This window comes from Streptomyces sp. NPDC029169, from assembly GCF_055563935.1.
Genome location: NZ_JBVHXA010000003.1, coordinates 224,634 through 249,612, shown reverse-complemented (window position 1 = coordinate 249,612; position 24,979 = coordinate 224,634). Strand labels below are relative to the sequence as shown.

Here is a 24,979-nt window from a genome sequence, read left to right as displayed (position 1 = left end):
CGTACGTTCAGCCGAGTACGGCGAGGGCGTCGATCTCGATGAGGAGCCCCTTGGGGAGGCCGACGTAGACCGTCGTACGGGCGGAGGCGGGGGCCTTGAGGCCCTGCTCCTCGAAGTACGCGTCGTAGATCTCGTTCATCTCGGCGAAGTGGTCCACGTCGGTGAGGTAGACGCGCATCATGATCACGTCGTCCCAGCTCGCGCCGCCCTCCTCCAGGATCGCCCTGACGTTGGCGAAGGTCTGGAGGGTCTGCTCGCGCAGGGTGGGCCCGGCGGGCGTGGGGGCCTTGCCCTCTTCGGCGGGCAGGAAGCCGACCTGGCCGGCGACCTGAAGGATGTTGCCCTTCTTGACGCCGTGCGAGAACTTCGCGGGCGGGGCGGTGTGGGTGGCGGGGGTGAGCGCGATCTTCTCGGTCATGCGTGGTCCTTGCCTGAGTAGTCACGGCTGATGGCGTCGGCGGTGCGGCGCACCAGCGGGAGCAGGGTGAGGAGTTCCTCGGCCGTCACGACGACATTGGGCGCCGAGACCGACATGGCGGCGGCGACACGGCCGTCGGCGCCGCGGATGGGCGCGCCGACGCAGTTGATGGACTCCTCGTGGCCACCGAGGTCGGTGGCCCAGCCCTGTTCGCGTACGGTCGCCAGCTCCTTGAGGAAGGCGGCGGCGTCGGGGGTCGAACGGGGCGTGTACATGGGGTAGTCGAGCTTGGCGGCGAGGGCGCGCCGCTCGGGCTCGGGGAGGTCGGCGAGCAGCAGCTTGGCGACGGCGGCGACGGTGATCGCGACGGGCTTGCCGATACGGGAGTACATCCGGACCGGGTAGCGGCTCTCGACCTTGTCGATGTAGAGGACCTCGCCCTCCTCGTGGACGGCGAGGTGGACGGTGTGCCCGGTCTGCTCGTTGAGCGCGGCGAGGTGCGGGTGCGCGATCTCCCGGATGTCGAGGTTCTCGACGGCCTCCTGCGCGAGGGCGAAGAGGCGGGCGCCGAGGCGGTAGCGCAGGTCCTGCTGCCGGTGGACGAGCCCGTGCTCGTGCAGGGTGCGGAGCAGCCGCAGGGCGGTGGACTTGTGCACGCCGAGACTGTCGGCGACCTGCCCGAGGTCGGCGGGGCCCTGGGCGAGCAGCGGCAGGATGCTGAGCGCGCGGTCGACGGTCTGGCTCATGGCGTACGTACCTCCTGGTCCTCCCCGGTCCGCGTCCAGCCGGGGCCGAGGTGCAGTCTCCCCCAGCCCTCGTCGTCGAGCCCGACGAGCCGGTCGGCGTGCACGGTCCGGGCGGGGGCGCCCAGGTCTCCTTCGGCAGTGAGCGCGGCGGCGGCCATGAGATGCCCGTGCCGCATCCGCTCCCGTACGGGCAGCCCCCGAAGGGTCCCGGAGAGGAAACCCGCGGCGAAGGCGTCCCCGGCCCCGACGGGGGAGACGACGTCGACGCGGGGGGCGGGGACGGAGGTGACGGTATCGGGGGCGGGTGCGGGTGCGGGTGCGGGTGGGGGTGCGGGCGTGGGGGCATGGGGGCCGCTGCGCGGGGCCTTCCCCCACCCCGCCCCTTCCCGAAACTGGGGCTCCGCCCCAGACCCCGTACGGCCTTCGGCCGTGTCCTCAAACGCCGGACGGGCTGAACATTCAGCCCCCAGTTCGGGAAGGGGCGGGGTGGGGAAAGAAGCCGCGCAGCGCTCGAAGACGACCGCCCCCGCCCCACCCCGCTTCACCACCAGGACCCCCGGCTCCGGGAGCGCGCGCCGGATCGCGCCCGCCCCCACCACCCCCCACGCCGACTCCCCCTCGTCCTCCCCCACGAACACCACATCCGCCCCCCGCGCCAGCTCAAGCAGCACCCGCCCACCCTCCGCGGCGTCACGCCACAGCCCCGGCCGGAAGTTCACGTCGAACGACACCAGGGGGCGACCGGCCCGGGGCGCGGTCAGCTCGCGCATCAACGCGAGGCAGCCGTCCGACAGCGCGGCGGTAATGCCGGACAGGTGCAGGATCCGCCCATCCGAAACCGCCTCCCACCGCACCGTCTCCGGCGACATCGCCGACGCCGCCGACCCCGCCCGGTAGTACGCGACTTCATGCGCCGCCGTCGCCCGGTCCGTGGCGGTACGGAAGTAGACCCCGGTCGGCCGCCGGCCGTCCCGCCCGACCGCCGACACGTCGACCCCGTACGCCCCGATCGCCTCCACCAGGTGGTCGCCGAAGCCGTCAACCCCCACCCGGCTCACCCACTTCGCCCGGTGCCCCGCCGCGGCCAGCGCGCAGGCCACGTTGGACTCGGCGCCTCCGATGGCGCGGCGGAAGGACGGCACGTCGGCGAGGCGGCCCGGCCGGGAGGGCAGAAAGGTGACCATGGACTCGCCGAGGCAGACGACGTCCAACGGCGGGCTCCCGGTCATGGCCACGTACGGGCTCCTCGTCGATCATGTAGGTCCATTGACCCGCGCTGGCCCGGATGTTAGACACCCGTAAGCGACATACGCAATGAACGTTGCACAGAATGCAACGCACAGGAGACCTCATGCAGCCCACCCCCACCCGGCAACTGGCGGACGAGCGCGTCGACCACCGCTTCAAGGCCCTCCCGCCCGACGCCGAGGGGCTGACCGTCGGCGAACTGGCCGCCCAGCGCCGCAACCTCTTCACGGGCGGCTTCACCACCCCCGTCCTCGCCCTCTCCGCCGAGTCCGTCGAGCACAACCTGCGCCTCCTGGAGACCTACGCCGAGCGCCACGGCCTCGCCTTCGCCCCGCACGGCAAGACGTCCATGGCCCCGCAGCTCTTCGACCGCCAACTGGAGCACGGCGCCTGGGGCATCACCGCCGCCGTCCCGCACCAGGCCCGCGTCTACCGCGCGTACGGCATCGCCCGGATCTTCCTCGCCAACGAGCTCGTCGACGCGCCCGCCCTGCGCTGGCTGGCCTCCGAGCTCGATGCCGACCCCGGCTTCCGCTTCATCTGCTACGTCGATTCGGTCCGCGGGGTCGAGCTGATGGACGCGGCGCTGACCGAGGCCGGGGCCCGCCGCCCCGTCGACGTCGTCGTCGAGCTCGGCGCCGGCAAGGAAGGCCGTACCGGAGCCCGTACCGAAGCCGACTGCGCCGCCGTCGCCGACGCGGTCGCCGCGACCACGACCCTGCGCCTGGTCGGCGTCGCCGGATACGAGGCGCAGGTGCCGCAGGCCACACCCGAGCGCGTCAAGTCCTGGCTGAACCGCCTCGTCTCCCTCGCCGCCGACTTCGACAAGGCCGGCCTCTTCTCCCCCGGGATCGAGGAGATCGTGATCAGCGCGGGCGGCAGCGAGTGGTTCGACGCGGTCGCGGACGTCTTCGCGGAGATCCCCGAACTCTCCCTGCCCGTACTGAAGTTGCTCCGCTCGGGCGCGTACGTCTCGCACGACTCCGGCCACTACCGCGACCTCACCCCCTTCAACCGCGTCCCCGAAGAGGGCGCGCTGGAGCCCGCGTTCCGGCTCTGGGCCCAGGTCGTCTCCCGCCCGACCCCCGAGCAGGCGTTCACCAACGCGGGCAAGCGCGACGCGGCGTACGACCTCCGTCTCCCCGAGGCTGAGGTCGTACGCGACGCCCGCACCGGAGCCGTCCGACCCGCCACGGGCATGACCATCACCGCCCTCTCCGACCAGCACGGCTGGGTCCGCACGGAGCCGGGCGCCGAGATCGAGGTCGGCGACTGGCTCGGCATGGGCCTGTCCCACCCCTGTACGTCCTTCGACAAGTGGCAGTTGATCCCGCTGGTCGAGGCGGACGGCACGGTCGTCGACTACATCCGTACGTTCTTCTGACCGAAGGAGCCGGTCGCCGTGGACCTCGTCATCCGCGACGTGGACGTCATCGACGGCTCCGGCGGCGACTCGTACCGCGCCGACGTCGCCGTCGACGGCGGCCGTATCGCCGCCATCGTCAAGGAGGGCGCGGCGGCGGGCTGTCAACGCCCCATCGCCCGGCGCGTCCTGGACGCCGAGGGCCTGGCCCTGTCCCCCGGCTTCATCGACATGCACGCGCACTCCGACCTCGCGCTGCTCCGCGACCCGGAGCACACCGCGAAGGCCGCGCAGGGCGTGACCCTCGAAGTCCTCGGCCAGGACGGTCTGTCGTACGCCCCGGTCGACGACCGCACGCTCGCGGAGGTCCGCCGGGCGATCACCGGCTGGAACGGCGACGGTTCCGACATCGACGTCGACTGGCGCACGGTCGGCGAGTACCTGGACCGCCTCGACCGCGGCATCGCGGTGAACGCGGCGTACCTCATCCCTCAAGGCACGGTACGGATGTACGCGGTGGGCTGGGACGACCGCCCGGCGACGGAGTCCGAGCTGAACCGGATGCGACAGCTGGTGGCCGAGGGCATGGAGCAGGGCGCGGTAGGCATGTCCTCCGGCCTCACGTACACGCCCGGCATGTACGCCCCCGACGCCGAACTCACCGACCTCTGCCGCGTGGTGGCCCAGTACAACGGCTACTACTGCCCGCACCACCGCTCGTACGGCGCCGGTGCGCTCCAGGCGTACGAGGAGATGGTCGCCCTCACCCGGGACGCGGGCTGCGCGCTGCACCTGGCGCACGCGACGATGAACTTCGGCGTGAACAAGGGCAAGGCGCCGGACCTCCTGGCCCTGCTCGACAGGGCCCTGGCGGAGGGCTCCGACATCACCCTGGACACGTACCCCTACACCCCCGGCTGCACGACCCTGGTCGCCATGCTCCCGAGCTGGGCGAGCGAGGGCGGCCCGGAGGCGGTCCTGGCGCGCCTCCGGGACGAGGAGACGTCGGAACGGATCCGTCACGACCTGGAGGAGACCGGCTCGGACGGCTGCCACGGGGTGCCGGTCGAGTGGGACACGATCGAGATCTCGGGTGTGAGCGACCCGGGCCTCGCGGGCGTCGTGGGCCGCCGCCTGGACGGCTGGGCCACGGCCCGCCGCCTCCTGGTCGACGACAGGCTGGGCTCGGCGATCCTCCAGCACGTCGGCCACGAGGAGAACGTCCGCACGATCATGCGCCACCGGGTCCACACGGGCGGCTCGGACGGCATCCTCCAGGGGGTCAAGCCGCACCCGCGGGCGTACGGCACGTTCCCGGAGTACCTGGGGAAGTACGTACGGGACGAGGGCGTCCTCTCCCTGGAGGAGTGCGTGGCCCACCTGACCTCGCGCCCGGCAGCCCGCCTCCGCCTCCCGGACCGCGGCCTGATCCGCGAGGGCTACGTCGCGGACCTGGTCCTCTTCGACCCGACGACGGTGGCAGCAGGCTCGACATACGAGACCCCGCGCACGCTCCCGACGGGCATCCCGCACGTCCTGATCAACGGCAGATTCGTGATCGAGAACGGCAAGCGGACGGACGCCCTGGCGGGCAGATCAATCCGCCGATCCCCCTGACCCCACCCCACCCCGTTGTGGGCAATCGTCCCGCAGGGCGGGACGGGTGGGCACACGGGACGGCGCCCTTACGGGCGCGTCCGCTCCATGTGCCCGCCCACCACGGGAACCCGCACCGACCCGAACCCCGGCGCCTCCGGCGCCCACCGCACCCACACAAGCCCCAGCGCCAGCACAACCCCCGCCACCACGAACCCGTACCACGGCGTGTGCCCCGACGGCGCCGTCTCGTACACAAGCGCCGCCGAGAGAACGGCCAGCACCTGCCCCACCCGCCCCCGCCACGCCCCCGCCGCCACCACAACCGTCCCCCACAGCAGGTACCACGGCTGCACCATCGGCGACAGCGCCACCAACGCCACCAACGCAAGCCCGAGCCCCCGCACCGGATCGATCCGCCCGCGCCACGCCCGCCACGCCAGCGCCAGGATGATCACCACCGCCGCCACAAGCCCCAGCTGCTGCACGACGCCCTTCACCGCCCCGGAGCCGTCCCCGAAGAGCAGCCCGAGCCCCACCCCCACGTCACTCGTCACGGACAGCGCCGTGTGAATCGTCCCCGCGACGCTCTGCGTCCGCAGCCACCCGAAGCCGGTTCCGGCGGCGACCGTGGCCGCCGCGGCGACGGCCCCCGCGACCGCCCCGGGCAGGACGAGGCCCTTGACCAGGCCGCGCACCCCGCCGCCCCGCGCGACCATCACGCCGATGAACAGCAACGCGACCGCCGCCGGCGACTTGACCATCATCGCGAGCCCGACGAGCACGCTCCCGAGCACCCACCGCCCGCGGGTCGCCAGCAGCACCCCGCCCAGCATGAGCCCGATCATGAGCCCGTCGTTGTGCATCCCGCCGACGACATGGATGAGCACCAGCGGATTGAGCACGCCCAGCCACAGGGCTCCCCCACCACCCCCCGGCCCCGCCAGCCCCCGCACCGCCCACACGATCAGCGCGAGCGCGCCCAGCGCGATCAGCCGCATCCCGAGGACCGCCGGGACGATCTCCCCGCCGGTCACCTTGACCACGGCCTGCGCGAGCACGAGAAAGACCGGTCCGTACGGCGCCGGGGTGTCCGTCCAGTGCCCGCCGACGCTCGCCGCCGCGTCCACGCCGAGGTCCCCGGGGCCGAGGACCGAAGGACCCGCCCCGTACACGTCGTACCCCTCCAGGACCATGGCGCCCTGGGCGATGTAGCTGTAGACGTCCGCGCTGTACAGCGGTGGCGCGAGGACCAGCGGAGCGGTCCACCAGGCGAGCGTGCCGAGCACCCGCTCCCGCGCCCCGCGCGCGAGCAGCACCCCGTACCGCCACCAGGCCGCCACGAGCAGCGTCAGCCCGACGTACGCGAGGAGGGCAGCGGCCACGGTCGGTCCGGACCCCTGGGGCACCCACACCCCCCACGGCTCACGCACCGGCAGCGTCCCGGCCGCGTAGCCGCCCACCGCGACGGCGAGCGATCCGATCGCACCGAGCCACCGGCACCCGGAGGCGTCGAAGACGGCGCTCAAGACGGGACGCCTCACCGCGGGCGCTTCGTCTTCCCCGGGGCCGAGGCCGACTTCCCGGGCCTGACACCGGTCGAAGCGTCGGAGCCGTCGGAACCGTCAGAACCGTCGGAGCCGTCCCCCGTGGCCGTCGGCCGCTCGGTCGCCTCGCCGGACTCGGTCGGCCGGGCAGCGGCATCCGAGGCGGACGCGGACGCCTTCGCCCCGGTCGGCGTCGGGACCCCCGTGGCCGACGACTCCCGGGACGGGCCGTCCGTGGGATCGGCCTGGATCAGGGCCGGCAGCCCCGGACGACCGTCGTCGCCCGTCGGCGCCGACCCGCCGGCCTGACCGGACCGGAACGCCCCGGAGACGACCGCGACCAGCAGCCCGAGGCCGAGGATCCCGCCCCCGGCCAGCAGCAGGCGCGGCCCCGGGCCCCGTCGCGCCGAGGCATGACGGCGGCGGCGCCCGGGGGCGCCTTCGGCACGGTCGTCCTGGTGGCTCATGGCCGCGAATTCTACGGAGCGGGGTCCCCGCCCAGCGACCCAGGTCACATTCGGGCCGAGCGCCCGACGGCAGTCGTCCGACGCCCCCGTCCGACGCCCGACGGCTGGCGTCCGACGACCCCGTCCGGCATCCGACGGCAGGCGTCCGACGACGGGCGGCTGGCACCCGACGGCGCACCTCCGACGGCCCCGTCCGGCACCCGGCGGCGCACGTCCGACACCGCACGTCCGACCTCTCCCTTCCGCCCGACGTGTCCCAAAACACGAAGCGTCCCGCGCCGCCCCGCCGTAAGCTCAGGACATGCAGGTGATCCAGTCCACGAAGCTCGCCAACGTCTGTTACGAAATCCGGGGCCCGGTGCTCGAAGAGGCGATGCGGCTGGAGGCTGCCGGTCATCGCATCCTCAAGCTCAACACCGGAAACCCGGCCGCCTTCGGTTTCGAGTGCCCGCCGGCGATCCTCGAGGACGTCCTGCGCAATCTGCACGACGCGCACGGTTACGGCGACGCAAAGGGCCTGCTCTCCGCCCGCCGCGCGGTGATGAGCCACTACGAGACCAAGGGCATCCCGCTCTCCGTCGAGGACATCTACCTCGGCAACGGCGTCTCCGAGCTGATCCAGATGTCGATGCAGGCGCTGCTCGACGACGGCGATGAGGTCCTCGTCCCCGCCCCGGACTACCCGCTGTGGACCGCCTCCGTCGCGCTGGCCGGCGGCACGGCCGTGCACTACCGCTGCGACGAGCAGGCGGACTGGATGCCGGATCTCGCGGACATCGAGCGGAAGATCACCGACCGCACCAAGGCGATGGTGATCATCAACCCGAACAATCCCACGGGCGCCGTCTACGACGACGAGATGCTCCGCTCCCTCACGGAGATCGCCCGCCGCCACAACCTGGTGATGTGTTCGGACGAGATCTACGACAAGATCCTCTACGACGGCGCCACGCACACTCCGACCGCGGCCATCGCCCCCGATCTCCTCGTCCTGACGTTCAACGGGATGAGCAAGAACTACCGGGTGGCCGGTTTCCGCTCCGGCTGGCTGGCGGTCTGCGGCCCCAAGGCCCACGCCTCCTCGTACATCGAGGGCCTGACGATCCTCGCGAACATGCGGCTGTGCGCCAACATGCCGGCGCAGCACGCGGTGGCCGCCGCGCTCCAGGGCCGGCAGTCGATCGAGGACCTGGTGCTGCCGGGCGGGCGGCTGCTCGAACAGCGTGATGTGGCGTACGACCTGCTGACGCAGATCCCGGGCGTGACCTGTGTGAAGCCGAAGGGCGCCCTGTATCTCTTCCCGCGGCTCGACCCGAGCGTCTACAAGGTCAAGGACGACCGTCAGATGGTCCTCGACCTCCTGCGGGCCGAGAAGATCATGGTGGTCCACGGGACGGGCTTCAACTGGCACGAGCCGGACCACTTCCGGATCGTCACGCTGCCGAACGCCAAGGACCTCGCCGACGCGGTGACCCGGATCGGCACGTTCCTGGACGGCTACAGCCAGCCGTAACGGCCGCCGCGCCCGAGACCGCACTCAACTTTAGATTGAATCTAAGCTAGGATGGATCCAGAGATACCTCAGGAGGCCATCCCCATGTACGAGCCGATCCGCACGAAGTCGGTCCACCGGATGGCCGACGACGACCAGAACGCGTACCCGCACCGCTCCCGCGAGGAGGAGCTGGACATCCAGCTCGCCGGACACCTCGCCGCGCTGCTCGCCGTCACGGACGAGCTGGGTGACGCGGAGGCCGGCGACCTCATCGCCCGCCAGGTCGCCCGGCTGCGCGGCGCGCCGCCCGCCCGGCACGCGGGACTGAGCGGCTCGGACACCCCGTCTCTGCACCGGCGCGCCCACGCCCTCGCGGGCCGCGCCCTGGTCGTCGCCGCCTCCCGGGCCGACACGGCCGCCGCGATCCTCGCCGCCGAGCGCATGGACGCGCACACCGCGGCACTGACCTCGCCCGAGCCGGCCGGCGCCCTCTGACGGCCCCGGTCCGCGCGCGCCACCGCCGCGCGGCCCGGGCGCCACCCACACCACCGGCCCACCTCCGAGGCGCCACCCACACCACCGGCCGCCTCCGGGGCGCCACCCACACCACCGGCCGCCTCCGGGGCGACGCCACCCACAGCACCCCCCTCCGGTTCTGTACCGGGATCACCACTTCACCCCCCGTCCACCCAACTCCCCCTGGAATGTGGGCTTCCGCGAGCAACCTGCCCTCGTGAGACGCATCCTGGGAATCGTCCTTGCCGTCCTGCTCCTGGGCGGCGTGGCCGCCGTCCTCGTGGCGGGCGGCGACACCAAGGACAAGGGCACGGCAACGAAGACCGTGCGAGGAGTGATCGGATCGGAGAAGGCGGAGTTCTTCGCCGATCCCAAGGTGGTGAAGGCCCTGGCCGACAAGGGCTTCACCGTGCGGACGGAGACCTCCGGGTCCTGGGACATGGAGGAACTGCCCCTCACGGGCTACGACTTCGCGTTCCCATCCTCCAAGGCACCCGCCGACGAGCTGCGGGCCAAGGCGAAGGTGAAGGGCGCCCCGCTGCGGCCCTTCTACTCGCCGCTGGTCGTCGTCGCCCACCGCGGCGCCGCCGAGGTCCTCGCCGGAAACGGCCTGGCCACGCTCGGCTCCGGGGGCCAGACGGGCACGCTCCGCATGGAGCCGTACCTGGCCGCCGCGAAGGCCGACCGGACCTGGCAGCAGCTCAAGGGGGTAGCCGGGCGGCCCGAGTTGAGCGGCACGGTCTTCATCACCTCGACCGACCCCATCGCCTCCAACTCCGGCGCGCTCTACCTCGCCGCGGCGAGCTTCGTCGCCGACGGCGGCAAGGTGGCCGGCGACAAGGCGGCTGTGGACCGCACGGCACCGCTGCTGCGGAAGCTGATCCAGGTCCAGGGCGCCCAGCAGTCCAGCTCCGACGCCCCGTTCCGCGACTTCATCAGCGGCGTCGGCAACCAGCTGGTGCTCGTGTACGAGTCCCAGGTCGCCTCCCAGCTCCTCGCGAAGCGGCAGATGGGCGACCTCGTGGTGCTCTACCCGGACACCACCGTGATCAGCGACCACACGGTCGTCCCGCTCACCGACAGCGGCCGCGAGCTCGGCGAACTCCTCACCATCGACCCGGAGTTGCGGGAGCTGGCGGTACGCCACGGCTTCCGCCCGCAGGGTGCCGCCGCCGAGTTCACGGCCGGCACCAAGGGTCTCGAGGACCGCCTCAACCAGACACTGACCGGGGTCCGCCAGGCGCCCGTGCCTACCAGCGAGGTGCTGCACGACATGGCGCGGCGGGCCCGCAACCAGGGGGACACCGCATGACCACGCCCAACGACCCCGCCACCGCGCAGCTGATCCTCACCCCGCCGGAGCCGGTGCCCCCGGTCCGTGCGGAGCAGGCCTCCGGCCTCGTCCCGCTGGAGGAGTCCGTCCGTACGGAGATGAGCAGGCGCGCGGTCGAGTACGTCGACTCGCTCGCCGGACTCGACACCCGCTCGCCCGAGTTCGCGGGCCGCATCGGGGAGATCGCAGCCCTCGGGGCGGGCGAGATGCGCAGCGCCGCCGCCCAGTCGAACCGCATGCTCGACCGCACGGTCCGCTCGCTGAGCGAGGGCGGCGGCGACGCGCAGTCCCGGGTCGGCGCCTCGCTGGTCGAGCTGCGCCGCACCGTCGAGGACCTCGACCCGCGCGATGCCCCCGGCAAGGGAATCAACAAGTTCCTGTCCAAGCTGCCGGGCGGCAACAAGCTGCGCGACCACGTCGCCACGTACGCCTCCTCGCAGGGCACGCTGACGAAGATCGTCAGTACGCTCCGGGGCGGCCAGGACGAACTGCGCCGCGACAACGCGGCGTTGCAGACCGAACGGGCCCGGCTCTGGGAGACCATGGGCAAGCTCCAGGAGTACGCGGTGCTCACCGAGGCCCTCGACGCGGCCGTCGAGGAGCGCATCGCGCTGACCCCGGACCCGGCCGCGGCGGACGCGCTCCGCTCCGACGTGCTCTTCCCGGTCCGCCAGAAGCACCAGGACCTGCTGACCCAACTCGCCGTCTGTGCCCAGGGATACCTGGCGATGGACGTGGTCCGGCGCAACAACGACGAGCTGATCAAGGGCGTCGACCGGGCTGCGACGACCACGGTCTCGGCGCTGCGGATCGCGGTCATGCTCTCCTCCGCGCTGGAGAACCAGCGCAAGGTGGCCGAGCAGGTCAATGTCCTCCGCTCGACCACCGAGGACCTGATCCGCGGCAACGCGGAGATGTTGGCGACCCAGAGCGGCGAGATCCAGCGCATCGCGGCGGACCCGGCGGTCGGCGCGGAGACGCTGCGCACGGCGTTCCAGCAGATCTACCGGACCCTCGACGCCATCGACACGTACAAGGTCCAGGCGACCGAGTCGATGGCGGCGACGGTCGAGTCCCTGACCGCGGAGCTCCAGACGGCCAGCGCCTACCTCGCCCGCACCCGCCGCACGAGCGCCCTGGAAGGCGGCCCCGAATGAGATCCGTCCCCCGAGGCATGAGATCCCTCCCCCGCCGTGCGACGGCCGCCCTCGCCCTCCTGACCGCCCTGACCCTCGCCGCCTGCACCGCCGACGGCGGGACCGGCAGCGAAACCGGGGACGGCAACGCCGCCGCCCCCCACACCCTGCGCGTCCTCGCCTCCTCCGAACTCGCCGACATGGAGCCCGTCCTCGAAGAGGCGCGGAAGGCGACCGGTGTCACCGTCAGGCCCACCTACGCCGGCACTCTCGATGCCGTCGAGCAGATCGCGTCCGGCGCGGCGGAGAAGTCGTACGACGCGGTCTGGCTCTCCTCCAACGACTATCTGCGGCTGCGCCCCGACACCGCGAAGAAGATCACCGCCGAGACGCCGGTCATGACCTCCCCGGTCGCCCTCGGCATCCGCCCGGGCGCGGTGAAGGAGCTCGGCTGGGACCCCGCGAAGGTCACCTGGTCGCAGATCCACCAGGCGGTCGCCGAGAAGAAGCTCGGCTACGGCATGACCGACCCGGCCCGCTCCAACTCGGGCTTCTCCGCCCTGGTCTCCGTCGCCTCCGGCCTCTCCGGCGCCCAGTCCGCGCTCACCGAGAAGGACGTCGCCGCGGCCACACCCAAGCTCAAGGAGTTCTTCGGAGGCCAGCAGCTGACCTCCGGCTCCTCCGGCTGGCTGGCCACCGCCTGGTCCCGCCGCACCGACGTCGACGCGCTGATCAACTACGAGTCCGTGCTGCTCAAGACGGCCGAGAAGCTCACGGTCGTCCGCCCCGCCGACGGTGTCGTCACCGCCGACTACCCCTTCACGCTCCTGACCTCCGCGAGCCCGGACGCCAAGCAGGCCGCCGCGCGGCTCACCGCCCATCTCCGTACGCCGGCCGCGCAGCGGATGATCACCGAACGGACCCTGCGCCGCCCGGTCGTCCCCGGCGTGGAGCTCGCGAAGCCGCTCACCGCCGACCAGCGCCGCGAGCTGCCGTTCCCCGGCAGCCGGGCCGTCGCCGACGGCCTCCTCGACGCGTACGAGAACAAGCTCCGCCGCCCCTCCCGTACGGTCTACGTCCTCGACACCTCCGGCTCCATGGCGGGCGAGCGGCTCACCCGGCTCAGGTCGGCGCTCGCCGAGCTGACCGGGGACTTCCGGGACCGCGAGACGGTCACCCTGATGCCCTTCGGCAGCGCGGTGAAGCGGGACGAGGTCCGTACGTACACGGTCGACCCGGCCGCCCCGCGGAAGGCCATCGACGCCATGCGCGCCCAGGCGAACGGGCTCTCCGCCTCGGGCGGTACGGCGATCTACTCCAGCCTGAAGGAGGCGTACGAGCAGCTCGGCAGCGCCCCCGACGGCGAGGTGTTCACGTCGATCGTGCTGATGACGGACGGCGAGAACACCGACGGCGACCCGGCCGGCGCGTTCGACGCCTTCTACCGGGACCTGCCGCCCGGCCGGCAGCGGACGCCGGTCTTCCCGATCCTCTTCGGGGACTCCGACCGTGCCGCACTCGACCACATCGCGACCCTGACCGGCGGCCGGCTCTTCGACGCCACGAAGGGCTCGCTCGACGGAGCCTTCGAGGAGATCCGTGGCTACCAGTAGTCCGGTCCTGCGGTACCTGGAGTCCCGCAAGAACTTCACCGGCAGCGCCTGCGGGATCGCGGGCCTCGCCCTCTCCTTCACCGGCGCGGCCGGCGCGCTCTGGCCGCTGGTCGTCGTGGGCCTGTACGCCGCCGGCGCGCTGATCGCCCCGCCCGAGCGGCCGCCGGCCCCGGCGTTCCCGGACGCGGCGGAGCAGCTCGACGCCCTGCGGGCGGACTTCGTGACCCTGCGCGGCTATCTCACGGAGGTCGAGCTGCCGCCGGCCGCGGCCGGCCGTCTCACCGATCTCGACGCGCTGGTCGAGGCGCTCCTCGAACCGGGCTGGGTCAGCGATCCCGAGCATCTGCACGTCCTGGCCCGCGCGGTGCGCCAGGACATTCCGGAGGCGGTGGACACCTTCGTACGGACGCGTTGGTGGAGCAGGGTCACGCCGGGCTCCGAGCCGCCCGAGCGCCATCTCGAGCGGCAGCTGGCGGCGCTGCACGAGGAGGCGGCGGGGATCGCGGCGGCGCTCCAGGACGCGGAGGCGATCCGGCAGGAGGCGCACACGCGCTACCTGGAGGAACGTGGAAAATCCTGACGGCGGAAGATCCCCCTACGTCGTCACGATCGGTTATGTTCCGGCCATGACCATGGATCATGCCTCCGCCCCTCGTTCCGCCTCCCGCCGCACGGTGCTCACGGCCCTCGCCGCCGCGGCCACGGTCGGTTCCCCGCTGCTCGCCCACCTGGCCTCCGCCGCGCCCGCGTACGCGGAGGAGGCCGAGTACCCCTCGAACACCGCCATGTACCAGGAGCTGGCCGGCCAGGAGGGCACCACCTTCAGCCGACGCTTCCGGCGCCACGAGCAGTTCGACACCTCGATGACCACCGTCGCCCCCTTCCGCCGGACCGCGATCCTCGCCCTGCACGGCGGTGGCATCGAGACCGGCACCAGCGAACTCTGCCTGGGCATCGCCGGCTACAGCCCGAGCGACGCCGCGGGCGCCCCGGTCCTGCCGGTCGTGCACGACTACTGGATGTTCGAGGGGCTGCTCTCCTCCGGCAACAGGGCGCTGCACGTCACCTCGAAGAACTGCGACGACCACGTCGCCCTGTCGACGGCGGCGAGCCATCTCAACGTCCTCAGCCTGCACGGCTGTACGTTCGACCAGCTGGCGCTGCCCACGGCCACGTACCCGCCGACCGGGGACCGCCGGGTCGCGGTCGTCGGCGGGCTCAACGCGACCTTCCGGCAGGAGCTCGTGAAGGAGCTGAACGCGGCCGGCTTCCCCGCGATCGACTCCCTGTCCCCCGAGTGGGCCGCGAAGCTCACCGAGTACAACGGCGACCACATCTCGAACCCCACCAACAGGACGATGCTCGGCAAGGGCGGCCAGCTGGAGCTCACCACCGAGCTGCGCAGGAGCCTGTTCGACGACCCCGACAGCCGCGGCGGCCGGGCGGCCACCTGGAACGGCGAGTTCGTGAAGTTCCGCGACGCCTGCCGCCGGGCGATCGCGACCGTCGAGGCCGGTCAGCCGATCCTGTAGGAGGACATGCGCCGGCCCCCGAAGCCGTGAGGGGGCTCCGGGGGCCGGCGTGCATCGCGGCGAGCCGTTCGTGACCCCACTGGTCAGGGCGGCGTTCGGGGCGACTCGCCACGAGTCTTGGGGTGCGGGTCTAGCCCAGGCGCTCCACCAGCGCGCGGTACTCGTCCCACAGCTCCTTCGGCGTGTGGTCGCCGAAGGTGTTGAGGTGCTCGGGGACCAGAGCGGCCTCCTCGCGCCAGACGTCACGGTCGACCTTGAGCAGGAACTCCAGGTCCTCCGCCGGCAGGTCCAGGCCGTCGGTGTCGAGCGCGTCCGCGGTCGGCAGGATGCCGATGGGGGTCTCGACGCCCTCGGCCTTGCCCTCCAGGCGCTCCACGATCCACTTCAGGACGCGGCTGTTCTCGCCGAAACCGGGCCACACGAACTTGCCCGCGTCGTTCTTGCGGAACCAGTTCACGTAGTAGATCTTCGGCAGCTTGGCCTGGTCCGCGTTCTTGCCGACCTTGAGCCAGTGCGCCATGTAGTCGCCCATGTTGTAGCCGCAGAACGGCAGCATGGCGAACGGGTCGCGGCGCAGCTCGCCGACCTTGCCCTCGGCGGCGGCGGTCTTCTCGGAGGCGACGTTCGCGCCGAGGAAAACGCCGTGCTGCCAGTCGAAGGACTCGGTCACCAGCGGGACGGCGGTGGCGCGGCGGCCGCCGAAGAGGATCGCCGAGATCGGCACGCCCTTCGGGTCCTCCCACTCCGGCGCGATGATCGGGCACTGCCCGGCCGGAACGGTGAAGCGGGCGTTCGGGTGGGCGGCCGGGGTCCCGGACTCCGGCGTCCAGTCGTTGCCCTTCCAGTCGATGAGGTGCTTGGGCGCCTCCTCGGTCATGCCCTCCCACCACACGTCGCCGTCGTCGGTGAGCGCGACGTTGGTGAAGACCGAGTTGCCCCACATCGTCTTCATGGCGTTGGCGTTGGTGTGCTCGCCGGTGCCGGGCGCGACGCCGAAGAAACCGGCCTCGGGGTTGATCGCGTACAGGCGGCCGTCCTCGCCGAAGCGCATCCAGGCGATGTCGTCGCCGATGGTCTCGACCGTCCAGCCGGAGATCGTGGGCTCCAGCATGGCGAGGTTGGTCTTGCCACAGGCGGACGGGAAGGCGGCGGCGACGTACTTGGCCTCGCCCTGCGGCGGGGTGAGCTTCAGGATCAGCATGTGCTCGGCGAGCCAGCCCTCGTCACGCGCCATGACGGAGGCGATGCGCAGCGCGTAGCACTTCTTGCCGAGCAGGGCGTTGCCGCCGTAGCCGGAGCCGTACGACCAGATCTCGCGGGTCTCGGGGAAGTGCGAGATGTACTTGGTGGTGTTGCAGGGCCACGGCACGTCCTCCTGGCCCTCCGCGAGCGGGGCGCCGAGGGTGTGGACGGCCTTGACGAAGAAGCCGTCCTCGCCCAGTTCGTCGAGGACGGCCTGTCCCATGCGGGTCATGGTGCGCATGGAGACGGCGACGTACGCGGAGTCGGTGATCTCGACGCCGATCGCGGAGAGCGGCGAGCCGACGGGGCCCATGCAGAAGGGCACGACGTACATCGTGCGGCCCTTCATCGAGCCGCGGAAGATCCCCTGCTCACCGCGGAAGATCTCTTTCATCTCCGCCGGGGCCTTCCAGTGGTTGGTCGGGCCCGCGTCCTCCTCCTTCTCGGAGCAGATGAAGGTCCGGTCCTCGACGCGCGCGACGTCGGACGGGTCGGAGGCGGCGTAGTACGAGTTCGGGCGCAGAGTCGGGTCGAGCTTCTTGAACGTGCCCTTGGCGACGAGCTCCTCGCACAGGCGCTCGTACTCGGCCTCGGATCCGTCGCACCAGACGATGCTGTCCGGCTGCGTGATCTCGGCGATCTCGTTCACCCAGGCGACCAGTTCCTGGTGCCGAGTGGGGACGGCGGTGGTGGGAGCCGCGTTGTCGCGCGCCACGATTGCTCCTTGATGAGGGGTTTTTTGATGTCTGCCCCGTGGGGGCTGCGACCCGGACGCGTCGTAGCTGCTCATCCGGTGCCGACCACACTCATTTGATCATCCGACGCAAGTGCCCATATGTCCAGAGGGCCGCACACGTGAGCATCACCACTCGTATCCGGGACCTACGGACGCGTAGGTAGCATTCGGCTCATGACTTCTGCCGTGCCGGACGTGACCCGGATAGACCGCACCTCGTCCCACCCGTCGCACGCGCTGAAGCCACGACTCAGGGGCTGGCTGCACGCGGGCATGTTCCCGGCCGTGATCGTCGCCGGTCTCACGCTCGTCGCCCTCGCCGACTCGCCCCGGGCCCGGATCGCCTGCGGCGTCTACGCCCTCACCGCCTGTCTGCTCTTCGGCATCAGCGCGCTCTACCACCGCGGCACCTGGGGACCGCGCGGCGAGGCGGTACTGCGGCGCCTGGACCACGCCAACATCTTCCTGATCATCGCGGGCACCTATACCCCGCTGACCCTGCTCCTTCTCCCCGATTCGACCAGCCGGCCCCTCATGTGGGCGGTCTGGGTCGCCGCCGCGGCCGGCATCGCCTTCCGCGTCTTCTGGGTCGGCGCCCCCCGCTGGCTGTACACGCCCTGCTACATCGCGATGGGCTGGGCCGCCGTCTTCTTCCTGCCCGACTTCATGCGGGCCGGCGGCATCGCCGTCTTGGTCCTGGTGATCGTCGGCGGGGTGCTCTACAGCGCGGGCGGGGTCATCTACGGCATGAAGCGCCCGAACCCGTCCCCCCGCTGGTTCGGCTTCCACGAGGTCTTCCACTCCTTCACCCTCGCGGCCTTCATCGTCCACTACGTCGGCATCTCCCTGGTCGCCTACAACGTGTGACCCTCACGGCCGGCCGCCCAGCGCACCCCTGACCACCTCGCCCGACTCCGGATTGTCCGCGCACCCCCACACTCCGTGCGGGCAGTAGTCCGTGAACGTCTGGTAGACGGGCCGGTGCCGCGCGAACCAGTCGAGCATCCCCCGTACGTACGCCGGATTGTCCCCGTTGCGGAAGAGCCCCCACTCCGGATACGAGACGGGCTTGCCGTGCTCCGCCGCGAACCCCACATGGTGCGCGAGCCCGAAGTCCTCGGTCACCTGCTCCTCGAACCCGAGCCCCTCCGGCTGGTCGTAGGCGTCGAGACCGATGATGTCGACGTACGCGTCGCCCGGGTAGCAGCGCGGCCACTCGACGGCGTCCCGCCCCCGGCTCGCCGTGAAGTCGAAGCGGAACCGCTGCCCCGGCACCTCCCGCAGCACTCCCACGACCCGCTTCCAGTACGCCTTCCAGGCCTCGGGGTCCGGACCGCAGCGATGGCTGTACGTGGTGCCGTTCATCTCCCAGCCGAGGACCAGGACGGCGTCGGAGAGCCGGTGCGCGACGAGCCGCTCCCCCAGGGTGCGGAAGTGGCCGTCGTACGCGCCCGCCGCCCCGCGCCGCAGCCCCGCCCGGACCTTCTCGTCCGCCAGCCGCTCCTCGCTGCGGTCGAGCAGCGGCACGTTGAGGACGAAGAGCCGCCCGGGCCGCTGCTCCTTCCACCGCGCCCACGGCCCGAAGAGCGCGGCATGGCCCTCGATGTTGGACCACCGGTCGCCCGGCAGGTAGGTGTGCCCGACGGTCAGCGACCCGCCGCCGAGCCAGCGCTCCACCTCGGCGATCCGCGCCACCCCGGCCGCGTCGGAGCCGGTGAAGAACCCGGACGGAACGTTCCACCGCTCCGGTACGGACCGGGGCTCGGGCCCCCCGGGCGCGAGGCGGCCGGCGGCCAGGACGGCGAGCGCGAGAACGGCCGCGAGCAGCACGGTCAGTGCGGCCCGCGGCCAGGAGAAGAGGGTCACGTCAGCTGGTCCAGAAGTCCCACCATCGGGTCAGGATCAGCATCCCGATGATCCCGACGTGCAGCACCGGCAGGGCGAAGGTGAACTCCTCGAGGAAGCCCTTCACGGCGGCGGGCGCCGGCAGCACACCCGTACGGACGTTGTGCGAGGTCACGTACCAGAACATGACGAGGGTGGCGACCCAGGCGAGGCAGCACCACAGGCAGAGCGCGTTGATCTCGTACAGCGACTGGTACATCAGCCAGGTGCAGAACCCGACGCCGAACACCATCCCGGCGTTCAGCCCGAGCCAGAACCAGCCGCGGTAGCGGGCACCGGCGAGCAGCCCGGCACCGATCGCGACGACCATCGCGTACGTCACGAGACCGAGCATCGGGTTCGGGAAGCCGAACACCGCCGCCTGCTCGCTCTTCATGATGTTGCCGCAGGACACGACCGGGTTCAGGCTGCAGCCCGGCTGGAAGTTCGGGTCCTCCAGGAGCTTGAACTTGTCGATCGTGATGACCCAGCCGGCCAGTACCCCGGCCGCCCCGGTGATCACGAGGAGCAGGCCGAGCGCCCGGCTCGCACCGACCGTCCCGGCGCCCTCCCGGGACTCCTCCTGCCGCTGCCCCGGCTCTCCGCCCCGTACGTTCACCGTCGCCATGCCGCCGCCCCCTCCCTCCGTCGTCTCCGCTCAGCCCTGCAGGCGCCGCACCGGCAGCAGCACGTGGGCTGCGGCCGCCACGACCTCGTCGTCGGTGACGAAGGACTTCAGCCGCTCCTCGGTGACAGGCTCGCCGGGCACGGCGTCGGGCCAGGGGCGTACCGAGCAGATCAGGTAGACGTGCCCGTTCTCCTTGGCGGCCGCCTCCCACTCCGGGGGCACCGGGCACTGCGCCTTCATGAACGGCATCGTGAGCACGGCCCGCTGGGCCTCGACGAGCAGGTGGGCGCCGGTCGCGCGCTCCTGGGAGGCGTCGAGGACACGGTCCCCGAGCGGCAGGCCCATGCCTTCCAGGGCGGCCCGCATCGCTTCCTCGCCGGCCTCGGGACCGTCACGGCCGTCCCCGAGCGAATACACCATCAGAAAGGGGGTGACGGGGGTGTCGGCGGTGGGACCGATGGTCCACGGAACGACGGTGAGCGTTCCCAGCGGATTGTCGCTGCGCGCCGCGGAAACGACGTTTGGAGTGGTCATGCATCCGGATGCTAGTGGTCCAACGGCCGCCGCCCCGCGCCGAATTCACTCGATCGGCCGACATTCCACCGGCTGGCATTTCCCTCGCAACGAACCCGGGTTTCGATCGTTGTCCCCTGAGGGCATTCTCCGACCACCTGGAGATCACTCATGATCGTCCCTCGCCGCTTCGCACTGCGGTCCCTCTTCACCCTGGCCGTCGCCGCCTTCACCGGCGGCACCCTGGCCCGCATCGCCGCCGCACCCCGCGAGCGGCACCCTCGCGCCTCCGACGAGACGTCCGACGCCTTCGACGAGATGTACCGCGGGCGGCACATCCGGGGCCTCGCCGGTCCGTCGGGCGAGCCGCTCGTCCTCGTCGACGGCCGGCCGCTGCACCTGATGCGCCGCGCCGACGGCGGCTATCTCACCCCCATCGACCACTACGAGTCCCATGCGACACCACTGGCGGCCACCCGCGCGGCCGTGGACGAGCTGGGGTCCGCCCCGCTGACCCGCTACGCCGCCGCCCACGGCGTCCACCCGGGAGGGAGCCCGCGTGGCCTACACGCGTAAGAACCAGCGCGATCTGACGAGCGCCGAGCGGAAGAAGTTCGTCTCCGCCGTCCTGGAGCTCAAGCGCAGCGGAAAGTACGACGACTTCGTCCGTACACACATCGACTACTACGTCGCCGACGGCGACAACCGGCTCCGCGTGGCCCATATGACCCCCAGCTTCCTGCCCTGGCACCGCAAGTTCCTGCTGGAGTTCGAGCGGGCGCTGCGCCGGATCGACCCGACGGTGACCGTGCCGTACTGGGACTGGACCCGGGACAACACCCCGGCGGCCTCCCTGTGGAGCGAGGACTTCATGGGCGGCAACGGGCGCCGCGGAGACCTCCAGGTGATGACCGGCCCCTTCGCCTACGCGGGCGGACGCTGGACGGTGAAGCACAACATGACCGAAGGCCGCTTCCTGACCAGGGACTTCGGCCGCCCCGACAACCCGGTCGCGCTGCCGACGAAGGCGCAGCTGGACGAGGTGATGCGGGAGACGGTGTACGACGTGGAGCCGTGGAACTCCATGAGCCGGTCCGGGTTCCGCAACGCGCTGGAGGGCTGGGCCCCGGGCCGGGGCAACGACCGGTTCCGTATCCACAACCGGGTGCACCGCTGGGTCGGCGGCCTGATGCTCGGCGGAGCGTCGGTCAACGATCCGGTCTTCTGGCTCCACCACTCCTTCGTCGACCTGCTCTGGTCGCGCTGGCAGCAGCGCAACCCGCGGGCCGGCTATCTCCCCGTCGAGCCGCCGCAGCTGGGCGAGTCGCAGTACCGCAGGATCGCGGCCCGTGACGAGAAGATGGGGCCCTGGGGGGTCACCCCGGCCGAGATGCTCGACCACAGCGCGATCTACCGGTACGCATGACAGAACGTCCCCCCGGCCGACGGGCCGGGGGGACATTCCGACGAGAGTGGGAAGGTCAGCCGCCGTAGCCGCCGTCACCCTTGCCGTTGCCGTCGATGTTCGCGCAAGTGTTGCCGAACGCCGGGTTGATCAGGCCGATCACGCTGACGGTGTTGCCGCACAGGTTGACCGGGATGTGGATCGGCACCTGGACGGCGTTGCCCGAAGCGACGCCGGGCGAGTGGGCCGCGACGCCGTGGGCGCCCGATTCGGCGACGGCCATGCCGGCTCCGCTGAGGGCAACGGCACCCGTGCCGGCGAGGACAGCGGCAGCCTTCGCGATGCGAGACATCAAGAACTCCTTGGACGTGGAAAGCCGACCGCGAGAATCACGGCCGTCGTTCCCCTTCAACGCCGAAATGGCGCACGGGTCACGGCCTTTAGGCCGGACGGGACGGAAAGTCGAAGGAAAGGCCCGCAGAACCGGTGGGCCGCCCGCCGTCGGATACGACGGAACGAACCGGGGATCTGCGGGCCACGGCCATGCGACCAGCCTTCTGTTGCAACGAGCAACGACCCCTCGGGTGGCGGGGAAGAATCGTGTCTTCACCCGCCGGGTAATTGGTCGTACAAACGAACGCGGTCAGGCCGTCGGCTGCGCCAGACCCAGCTGGGAGTCCAGCGCTCCGCGCAGCGTCGGGGCGACGAGGCCGGCCTGCGGCACGGCGAGGTCCGGCAGCCCGAGCCGGTCGCCGCGCGGCGTGACGACCGGGTTGCCGACCGTCGCACCGGGGGTGGCGGCCGCCATCTCCGAGCGCGGGGTGGTGAAGAGGGCCTTGCCCGGCTCGCTGCCCTCGACGACCTCGGGCAGCGGGGCGGCCAGGACGGTCTCCGGGAGCGTGCTGGTGAGCGGCACGCGCGGCAGGGTGACGTCCGGAAGCACGCCGGACTGCCCCTCCGCGAAGCCGGTGGGTCCTCCCGGCACGGGCAGCGGTACGCCGGTGGCCACGGTGGGGGCGTCCATCGGGATCACCGGCTCCAGCCCCTGGAGCGGAACGACGACCGGCGCGTCGGCGGCGACGGCGGGGGAGGCCATGGCCGCGGAGGCGAGAGCGGTCATGAGGATTCCCATGCCGGCGTGAGAGCGCAGATTCATGACTGCGTAGGCCCTTCAGAGCAAGTGTCGACGGTACTGAGGCATTGCGCCCTGAGAACGAGCCCGCCCGGAGAAACGTCGCTGAATTCCCCTGGTTGCAGCAATGCGAAGGCCCCCACCGGTGAAGGTGGGGGCCTTTGTTGACGCTTCGCCACGAGGCGGGATCGAAGTGCGCGGTGGAGCGGCGGTGCCGGGTGTGCGGGGTGTGCGTCAGCCGCCGACCGGGAGGCCGCCGAGCAGCGGCGCGCTCTTGGTCGTCTGGTTCAGCTGGTTCGCCGTGTCCCCCACGGTCTTGACCACGGAGCCGTCGGTGGTGCTGCTCAGCGCGTCCGTCTTGAGACCCTCGCTGGTGAGCGCCGAGAGACCACCGTTCAGGCTGGTGGGGGTCGCCATCGGCTCAGCGGCCATGGCGGGCGCGGCAGCACCCAGGGCCATGACGGAACCGGCGACGACCGCGGCAACCTTGGTGGGCTTCATCAATCGAGTCCTTTCCTCTTTCGCGTCACTGTGAAGCAAGCAAGTCGCTTGCCGTACAGGCCTCTTGGCCGATTCCTGTACGTCGTTCTGCCTTCTGTAACGAGAGGTGCGCTCCCCGGAAACTCCGGGAGGGGGGATTTCTCCCCACTGCACTCGAATGAATGGGCCCGGTGCTATTTGCCTATCGGATACCTGGACGCCGTGCCGTCCGGCGGACAGCCGGGCGACACGGCGCGGGTGGTGCGGGTGGTGCGGGTGGGGCTACCTGACGGGCAGCGGCGCCTTCGCCGGAAGCTCGACGGGCGGTTCGACCGGCACCTCGGGCGCCTCGACCGGGAGTGTCGGCAGGGTCGGCAGGCCCTCGAGGTCCGGCGCGGGCAGCCCGCTGCCGAGCAACGTGGAGACGACCAGGTTGACCAGGGAGGTCAGGGTCGCGGTGACGGTCGGTACGACACCGGTGGCCTCGCCCGAGGTGACCGCCGCCAGCAGATCGGCGACGGCCTTCTCGATGGTGGCGAGTGCGTCGCCGATGAGGTCGGCGGGGGCGGCCGCCTCGGCCTTCGCCCCACCGGCGACGAGCAGGGCGGCAGGCGCCTGGGCGGCGGGTGCCTGGACGGCCGGCACCGCGGCAGCGGGGGCCTCGACGGCAGGCGCTTCGGCAGCGGGGGCCTCGACGGCCGGCGCTTCGGCAGCGGGGGCCTCGACGGCCGGGGTCTCGGGGAGCGGCGCCGGGGCGGTTCCCTTGGCGGCCTCGACGGCCGCCGCGACCTTCGCCTTGAAAGCATCGGCGTCGGCTGCGGGGAGCTGGCCGTCGTCGGCCTTGAGGGTGGCCTCGAGGAGGCCGGTGACCGGCGTGATCACGGAGCCCAGGTTGCCCAGCGCGCCGACCTGGCCGAGCAGTGCCGTGGCGTCGGGCAGGGGCGCCTCGGCGGTCACGGCGGATGGGCGGGACGGGTGGTGTACGTCGGCCAGGGCGGGGCCCGCCGTGCCGAGGGTGATGGCGGCGGATATCGCCAGGGCGGTGAGTCGGCTTGTAGCCAGGGGACGCATGTCTGTTCCTTTTCCGTATGCGCCGGACAACATCTCGACCACCGTGCCTGCGGACATAACGCTCCGCAACGAGAGGACTACGGAGCGCCACCCCTCCGTTCGAGTGAATCCGTCGCCCTGACCTGGTCCTCCGAGGGGCGTACGCCGTTGCACCGGTACGGCGCACGAGGGTGCGTCCGAATGAGCAGAAGGCCGGCGCGTCGCCCGGGGAAGGGGCGGCGCGCCGGCCTCGGAAGGACCGCGATCCGGCGTGCGAGATCAGGCGTTGATGCAGGTGTTGCCCCAGGTCGGGTTCAGGGCGCCGATGACGCTGACGGTGTTGCCGCAGACGTTGACCGGCACGTGGACCGGGACCTGCACGAGGTTGCCCGACAGGACACCCGGGGAGTGCACGGCCTTGCCCTCGCTGTGGGCGTCGGCAGCGGCGACACCGGCGGCACCCGCGACGGACGCGGCGACACCCATGGACAGGACTACAGCCTTCGCGATACGGGACATGGAGAAGCGCTCCTCGATTGTTGACAGACCACTGAGACGGCGCGGACGGATTTGCCCGGCCCCTTCAACAACGCTTGCGCAATTCAACGGTTGCTCTCCCGAACGGGTGACGTTCAACCGATCTTTGGGCCATAAGAGCGCTGTTCGGGCGAGTGGTCGAGGAATGGCACAACACGTCCAACGAGGAAAATGCCGAACAGATACGGGAGTTAGCGTTTGTGAGCATCTAATGCTTACTATCGCTCGGCGTCGGGGTTATAACGATCCCGAACGTCGCTTCCGGTCGTCCAGCCGCGCGAACACCCTTTTCGCACGGTCGACATCGCCATCTCCCCCGGTCTTCACGGGTGTTCCTTTGCTTCTCTCATCAAAGCGGAGAA

The 24,979-nt window shown here is 71.4% G+C and carries 26 protein-coding genes; 12 read left to right on the top strand and 14 right to left on the bottom strand.

Annotated features, from left to right (window positions below; all coding sequences use genetic code 11):
• Nucleotides 1-7: 7 nt before the first annotated feature.
• The 3 genes from ACZ4VI_RS07870 to ACZ4VI_RS07860 are packed head-to-tail and all read right to left on the bottom strand — an operon-like array spanning nucleotide 8 to nucleotide 2,393.
• On the bottom strand, nucleotides 8-418 hold the full coding sequence (locus ACZ4VI_RS07870; RefSeq protein WP_467997643.1) for a RidA family protein: 411 nt from the start codon (nucleotides 416-418) through the stop codon (nucleotides 8-10).
• The gene (locus ACZ4VI_RS07865) at nucleotides 415-1,164 is read right to left on the bottom strand and encodes an IclR family transcriptional regulator (RefSeq protein ID WP_467997641.1); all 750 of its coding nucleotides are present in this window, start codon (nucleotides 1,162-1,164) and stop codon (nucleotides 415-417) included. The genes ACZ4VI_RS07870 and ACZ4VI_RS07865 overlap by 4 nt, the downstream gene beginning before the upstream one ends.
• Complete coding sequence (locus ACZ4VI_RS07860; protein WP_467998096.1) at nucleotides 1,161-2,393, bottom strand: sugar kinase; 1,233 nt, start codon at nucleotides 2,391-2,393, stop codon at nucleotides 1,161-1,163. The genes ACZ4VI_RS07865 and ACZ4VI_RS07860 overlap by 4 nt, the downstream gene beginning before the upstream one ends.
• A 122-nt stretch (nucleotides 2,394-2,515) precedes the next feature.
• Between ACZ4VI_RS07860 and ACZ4VI_RS07855 the strand changes: the two genes are divergently transcribed.
• Nucleotides 2,516-3,796, top strand: a complete 1,281-nt coding sequence (locus ACZ4VI_RS07855) for an alanine racemase (protein ID WP_467997639.1) — start codon at nucleotides 2,516-2,518, stop codon at nucleotides 3,794-3,796.
• Between the two features lie 18 nt (nucleotides 3,797-3,814).
• The gene (locus ACZ4VI_RS07850) at nucleotides 3,815-5,392 is read left to right on the top strand and encodes an N-acyl-D-amino-acid deacylase family protein (protein ID WP_467997637.1); all 1,578 of its coding nucleotides are present in this window, start codon (nucleotides 3,815-3,817) and stop codon (nucleotides 5,390-5,392) included.
• Nucleotides 5,393-5,460: 68 nt separating this feature from the next.
• On the opposite strand, the gene mptB is transcribed toward ACZ4VI_RS07850, so the two are convergent.
• Together mptB and ACZ4VI_RS07840 are read right to left on the bottom strand one after the other, a co-directional pair.
• The gene (mptB, locus tag ACZ4VI_RS07845; protein ID WP_467997635.1) at nucleotides 5,461-6,900 is read right to left on the bottom strand and encodes a polyprenol phosphomannose-dependent alpha 1,6 mannosyltransferase MptB; all 1,440 of its coding nucleotides are present in this window, start codon (nucleotides 6,898-6,900) and stop codon (nucleotides 5,461-5,463) included.
• An 11-nt stretch (nucleotides 6,901-6,911) separates the two neighbouring features.
• Entirely contained in the window at nucleotides 6,912-7,385 is a 474-nt protein-coding gene (locus ACZ4VI_RS07840; protein ID WP_467997633.1) for a hypothetical protein, read from the bottom strand.
• Nucleotides 7,386-7,686: 301 nt separating this feature from the next.
• Here ACZ4VI_RS07840 and ACZ4VI_RS07835 point away from each other — a divergent pair, with 301 nt between their 5' ends.
• From ACZ4VI_RS07835 to ACZ4VI_RS07805, 7 genes are all read left to right on the top strand, one after another.
• Nucleotides 7,687-8,898: a pyridoxal phosphate-dependent aminotransferase gene (locus ACZ4VI_RS07835; protein ID WP_467997631.1), complete on the top strand. Its 1,212-nt coding sequence runs from the start codon at nucleotides 7,687-7,689 to the stop codon at nucleotides 8,896-8,898.
• An 84-nt stretch (nucleotides 8,899-8,982) separates the two neighbouring features.
• On the top strand, nucleotides 8,983-9,375 hold the full coding sequence (locus ACZ4VI_RS07830; protein WP_467997630.1) for an SCO4983 family protein: 393 nt from the start codon (nucleotides 8,983-8,985) through the stop codon (nucleotides 9,373-9,375).
• Nucleotides 9,376-9,586: 211 nt separating this feature from the next.
• On the top strand, nucleotides 9,587-10,708 hold the full coding sequence (locus ACZ4VI_RS07825) for a hypothetical protein (protein WP_467997628.1): 1,122 nt from the start codon (nucleotides 9,587-9,589) through the stop codon (nucleotides 10,706-10,708).
• A complete protein-coding gene (locus ACZ4VI_RS07820; RefSeq protein ID WP_467997626.1) occupies nucleotides 10,705-11,886 on the top strand; it encodes a toxic anion resistance protein in 1,182 nt (393 codons plus the stop codon). The genes ACZ4VI_RS07825 and ACZ4VI_RS07820 overlap by 4 nt, the downstream gene beginning before the upstream one ends.
• Nucleotides 11,887-11,903: 17 nt before the next feature.
• Nucleotides 11,904-13,478 (top strand): substrate-binding and vWA domain-containing protein, encoded by a 1,575-nt coding sequence (locus ACZ4VI_RS07815; protein WP_467997624.1) that lies wholly within the window; start codon nucleotides 11,904-11,906, stop codon nucleotides 13,476-13,478.
• Nucleotides 13,465-14,058 carry a hypothetical protein gene (locus tag ACZ4VI_RS07810; protein ID WP_467997622.1) on the top strand — a complete coding sequence of 198 codons (594 nt, stop codon included), beginning with the start codon at nucleotides 13,465-13,467 and terminating at the stop codon, nucleotides 14,056-14,058. Before ACZ4VI_RS07815 ends, ACZ4VI_RS07810 begins: the two co-directional genes overlap by 14 nt.
• Before the next feature lie 46 nt (nucleotides 14,059-14,104).
• Complete coding sequence (locus ACZ4VI_RS07805; protein ID WP_467997620.1) at nucleotides 14,105-15,010, top strand: poly-gamma-glutamate hydrolase family protein; 906 nt, start codon at nucleotides 14,105-14,107, stop codon at nucleotides 15,008-15,010.
• 130 nt (nucleotides 15,011-15,140) lie between these two features.
• Here the strand turns inward: ACZ4VI_RS07805 and ACZ4VI_RS07800 are convergent, their stop codons facing one another.
• Complete coding sequence (locus ACZ4VI_RS07800) at nucleotides 15,141-16,967, bottom strand: phosphoenolpyruvate carboxykinase (GTP) (RefSeq protein ID WP_467997618.1); 1,827 nt, start codon at nucleotides 16,965-16,967, stop codon at nucleotides 15,141-15,143.
• 195 nt (nucleotides 16,968-17,162) lie between these two features.
• On the opposite strand from ACZ4VI_RS07800, the gene trhA reads away from it, so the two are divergent.
• Complete coding sequence (gene trhA / locus ACZ4VI_RS07795; RefSeq protein WP_467997616.1) at nucleotides 17,163-17,855, top strand: PAQR family membrane homeostasis protein TrhA; 693 nt, start codon at nucleotides 17,163-17,165, stop codon at nucleotides 17,853-17,855.
• A gap of 3 nt (nucleotides 17,856-17,858) precedes the next feature.
• Here trhA and ACZ4VI_RS07790 read toward each other — a convergent pair whose 3' ends face one another.
• From ACZ4VI_RS07790 to ACZ4VI_RS07780, 3 genes are read right to left on the bottom strand one after another with little or no spacing between them, the layout of a single operon-like run.
• Nucleotides 17,859-18,854, bottom strand: a complete 996-nt coding sequence (locus ACZ4VI_RS07790) for a glycoside hydrolase family 26 protein (RefSeq protein WP_467997614.1) — start codon at nucleotides 18,852-18,854, stop codon at nucleotides 17,859-17,861.
• A gap of 1 nt (nucleotide 18,855) precedes the next feature.
• Nucleotides 18,856-19,500: a vitamin K epoxide reductase family protein gene (locus ACZ4VI_RS07785; RefSeq protein ID WP_467997613.1), complete on the bottom strand. Its 645-nt coding sequence runs from the start codon at nucleotides 19,498-19,500 to the stop codon at nucleotides 18,856-18,858.
• A 30-nt stretch (nucleotides 19,501-19,530) separates the two neighbouring features.
• Nucleotides 19,531-20,034, bottom strand: coding sequence for a DUF5949 family protein (locus ACZ4VI_RS07780; RefSeq protein ID WP_467997611.1), 504 nt, complete (start codon nucleotides 20,032-20,034; stop codon nucleotides 19,531-19,533).
• A 150-nt stretch (nucleotides 20,035-20,184) separates the two neighbouring features.
• Here ACZ4VI_RS07780 and ACZ4VI_RS07775 point away from each other — a divergent pair, with 150 nt between their 5' ends.
• Nucleotides 20,185-20,589, top strand: a complete 405-nt coding sequence (locus tag ACZ4VI_RS07775; protein WP_467997610.1) for a tyrosinase family oxidase copper chaperone — start codon at nucleotides 20,185-20,187, stop codon at nucleotides 20,587-20,589.
• The gene (locus ACZ4VI_RS07770) at nucleotides 20,573-21,439 is read left to right on the top strand and encodes a tyrosinase family protein (protein ID WP_467997609.1); all 867 of its coding nucleotides are present in this window, start codon (nucleotides 20,573-20,575) and stop codon (nucleotides 21,437-21,439) included. The genes ACZ4VI_RS07775 and ACZ4VI_RS07770 overlap by 17 nt, the downstream gene beginning before the upstream one ends.
• A gap of 55 nt (nucleotides 21,440-21,494) precedes the next feature.
• Here ACZ4VI_RS07770 and ACZ4VI_RS07765 read toward each other — a convergent pair whose 3' ends face one another.
• The 5 genes from ACZ4VI_RS07765 to ACZ4VI_RS07745 all read right to left on the bottom strand — a co-directional run bounded on the left by ACZ4VI_RS07765 (nucleotide 21,495) and on the right by ACZ4VI_RS07745 (nucleotide 24,599).
• Nucleotides 21,495-21,770 (bottom strand): chaplin, encoded by a 276-nt coding sequence (locus ACZ4VI_RS07765; RefSeq protein ID WP_467997607.1) that lies wholly within the window; start codon nucleotides 21,768-21,770, stop codon nucleotides 21,495-21,497.
• 291 nt (nucleotides 21,771-22,061) lie between these two features.
• The gene (locus ACZ4VI_RS07760) at nucleotides 22,062-22,538 is read right to left on the bottom strand and encodes a hypothetical protein (RefSeq protein WP_467997605.1); all 477 of its coding nucleotides are present in this window, start codon (nucleotides 22,536-22,538) and stop codon (nucleotides 22,062-22,064) included.
• 246 nt (nucleotides 22,539-22,784) lie between these two features.
• On the bottom strand, nucleotides 22,785-23,051 hold the full coding sequence (locus tag ACZ4VI_RS07755) for a hypothetical protein (RefSeq protein WP_467997604.1): 267 nt from the start codon (nucleotides 23,049-23,051) through the stop codon (nucleotides 22,785-22,787).
• A 261-nt stretch (nucleotides 23,052-23,312) separates the two neighbouring features.
• Nucleotides 23,313-24,101 carry a hypothetical protein gene (locus ACZ4VI_RS07750; RefSeq protein ID WP_467997603.1) on the bottom strand — a complete coding sequence of 263 codons (789 nt, stop codon included), beginning with the start codon at nucleotides 24,099-24,101 and terminating at the stop codon, nucleotides 23,313-23,315.
• 258 nt (nucleotides 24,102-24,359) lie between these two features.
• A complete protein-coding gene (locus tag ACZ4VI_RS07745) occupies nucleotides 24,360-24,599 on the bottom strand; it encodes a chaplin (RefSeq protein WP_467997601.1) in 240 nt (79 codons plus the stop codon).
• Between the last annotated feature and the right edge of the window lie 380 nt (nucleotides 24,600-24,979).

What these genes read in the sequence shown, in the direction of transcription:
- trhA (WP_467997616.1), top strand. Translation starts at nt 17,163, where the DNA reads ATGACTTCTGCCGTGCCGGACGTGACCCGGATAGACCGCACCTCGTCC.
- ACZ4VI_RS07860 (WP_467998096.1), bottom strand. Translation starts at nt 2,393, where the DNA reads ATGACCGGGAGCCCGCCGTTGGACGTCGTCTGCCTCGGCGAGTCCATG.
- ACZ4VI_RS07750 (WP_467997603.1), bottom strand. Translation starts at nt 24,101, where the DNA reads ATGCGTCCCCTGGCTACAAGCCGACTCACCGCCCTGGCGATATCCGCC.
- ACZ4VI_RS07870 (WP_467997643.1), bottom strand. Translation starts at nt 418, where the DNA reads ATGACCGAGAAGATCGCGCTCACCCCCGCCACCCACACCGCCCCGCCC.
- ACZ4VI_RS07835 (WP_467997631.1), top strand. Translation starts at nt 7,687, where the DNA reads ATGCAGGTGATCCAGTCCACGAAGCTCGCCAACGTCTGTTACGAAATC.
- ACZ4VI_RS07830 (WP_467997630.1), top strand. Translation starts at nt 8,983, where the DNA reads ATGTACGAGCCGATCCGCACGAAGTCGGTCCACCGGATGGCCGACGAC.
- ACZ4VI_RS07785 (WP_467997613.1), bottom strand. Translation starts at nt 19,500, where the DNA reads ATGGCGACGGTGAACGTACGGGGCGGAGAGCCGGGGCAGCGGCAGGAG.
- ACZ4VI_RS07815 (WP_467997624.1), top strand. Translation starts at nt 11,904, where the DNA reads ATGAGATCCCTCCCCCGCCGTGCGACGGCCGCCCTCGCCCTCCTGACC.
- ACZ4VI_RS07775 (WP_467997610.1), top strand. Translation starts at nt 20,185, where the DNA reads ATGATCGTCCCTCGCCGCTTCGCACTGCGGTCCCTCTTCACCCTGGCC.
- ACZ4VI_RS07855 (WP_467997639.1), top strand. Translation starts at nt 2,516, where the DNA reads ATGCAGCCCACCCCCACCCGGCAACTGGCGGACGAGCGCGTCGACCAC.
- ACZ4VI_RS07755 (WP_467997604.1), bottom strand. Translation starts at nt 23,051, where the DNA reads ATGAAGCCCACCAAGGTTGCCGCGGTCGTCGCCGGTTCCGTCATGGCC.
- ACZ4VI_RS07780 (WP_467997611.1), bottom strand. Translation starts at nt 20,034, where the DNA reads ATGACCACTCCAAACGTCGTTTCCGCGGCGCGCAGCGACAATCCGCTG.
- ACZ4VI_RS07840 (WP_467997633.1), bottom strand. Translation starts at nt 7,385, where the DNA reads ATGAGCCACCAGGACGACCGTGCCGAAGGCGCCCCCGGGCGCCGCCGC.
- ACZ4VI_RS07805 (WP_467997620.1), top strand. Translation starts at nt 14,105, where the DNA reads ATGACCATGGATCATGCCTCCGCCCCTCGTTCCGCCTCCCGCCGCACG.
- ACZ4VI_RS07760 (WP_467997605.1), bottom strand. Translation starts at nt 22,538, where the DNA reads ATGACCGCTCTCGCCTCCGCGGCCATGGCCTCCCCCGCCGTCGCCGCC.
- ACZ4VI_RS07865 (WP_467997641.1), bottom strand. Translation starts at nt 1,164, where the DNA reads ATGAGCCAGACCGTCGACCGCGCGCTCAGCATCCTGCCGCTGCTCGCC.
- ACZ4VI_RS07765 (WP_467997607.1), bottom strand. Translation starts at nt 21,770, where the DNA reads ATGTCTCGCATCGCGAAGGCTGCCGCTGTCCTCGCCGGCACGGGTGCC.
- ACZ4VI_RS07745 (WP_467997601.1), bottom strand. Translation starts at nt 24,599, where the DNA reads ATGTCCCGTATCGCGAAGGCTGTAGTCCTGTCCATGGGTGTCGCCGCG.
- ACZ4VI_RS07820 (WP_467997626.1), top strand. Translation starts at nt 10,705, where the DNA reads ATGACCACGCCCAACGACCCCGCCACCGCGCAGCTGATCCTCACCCCG.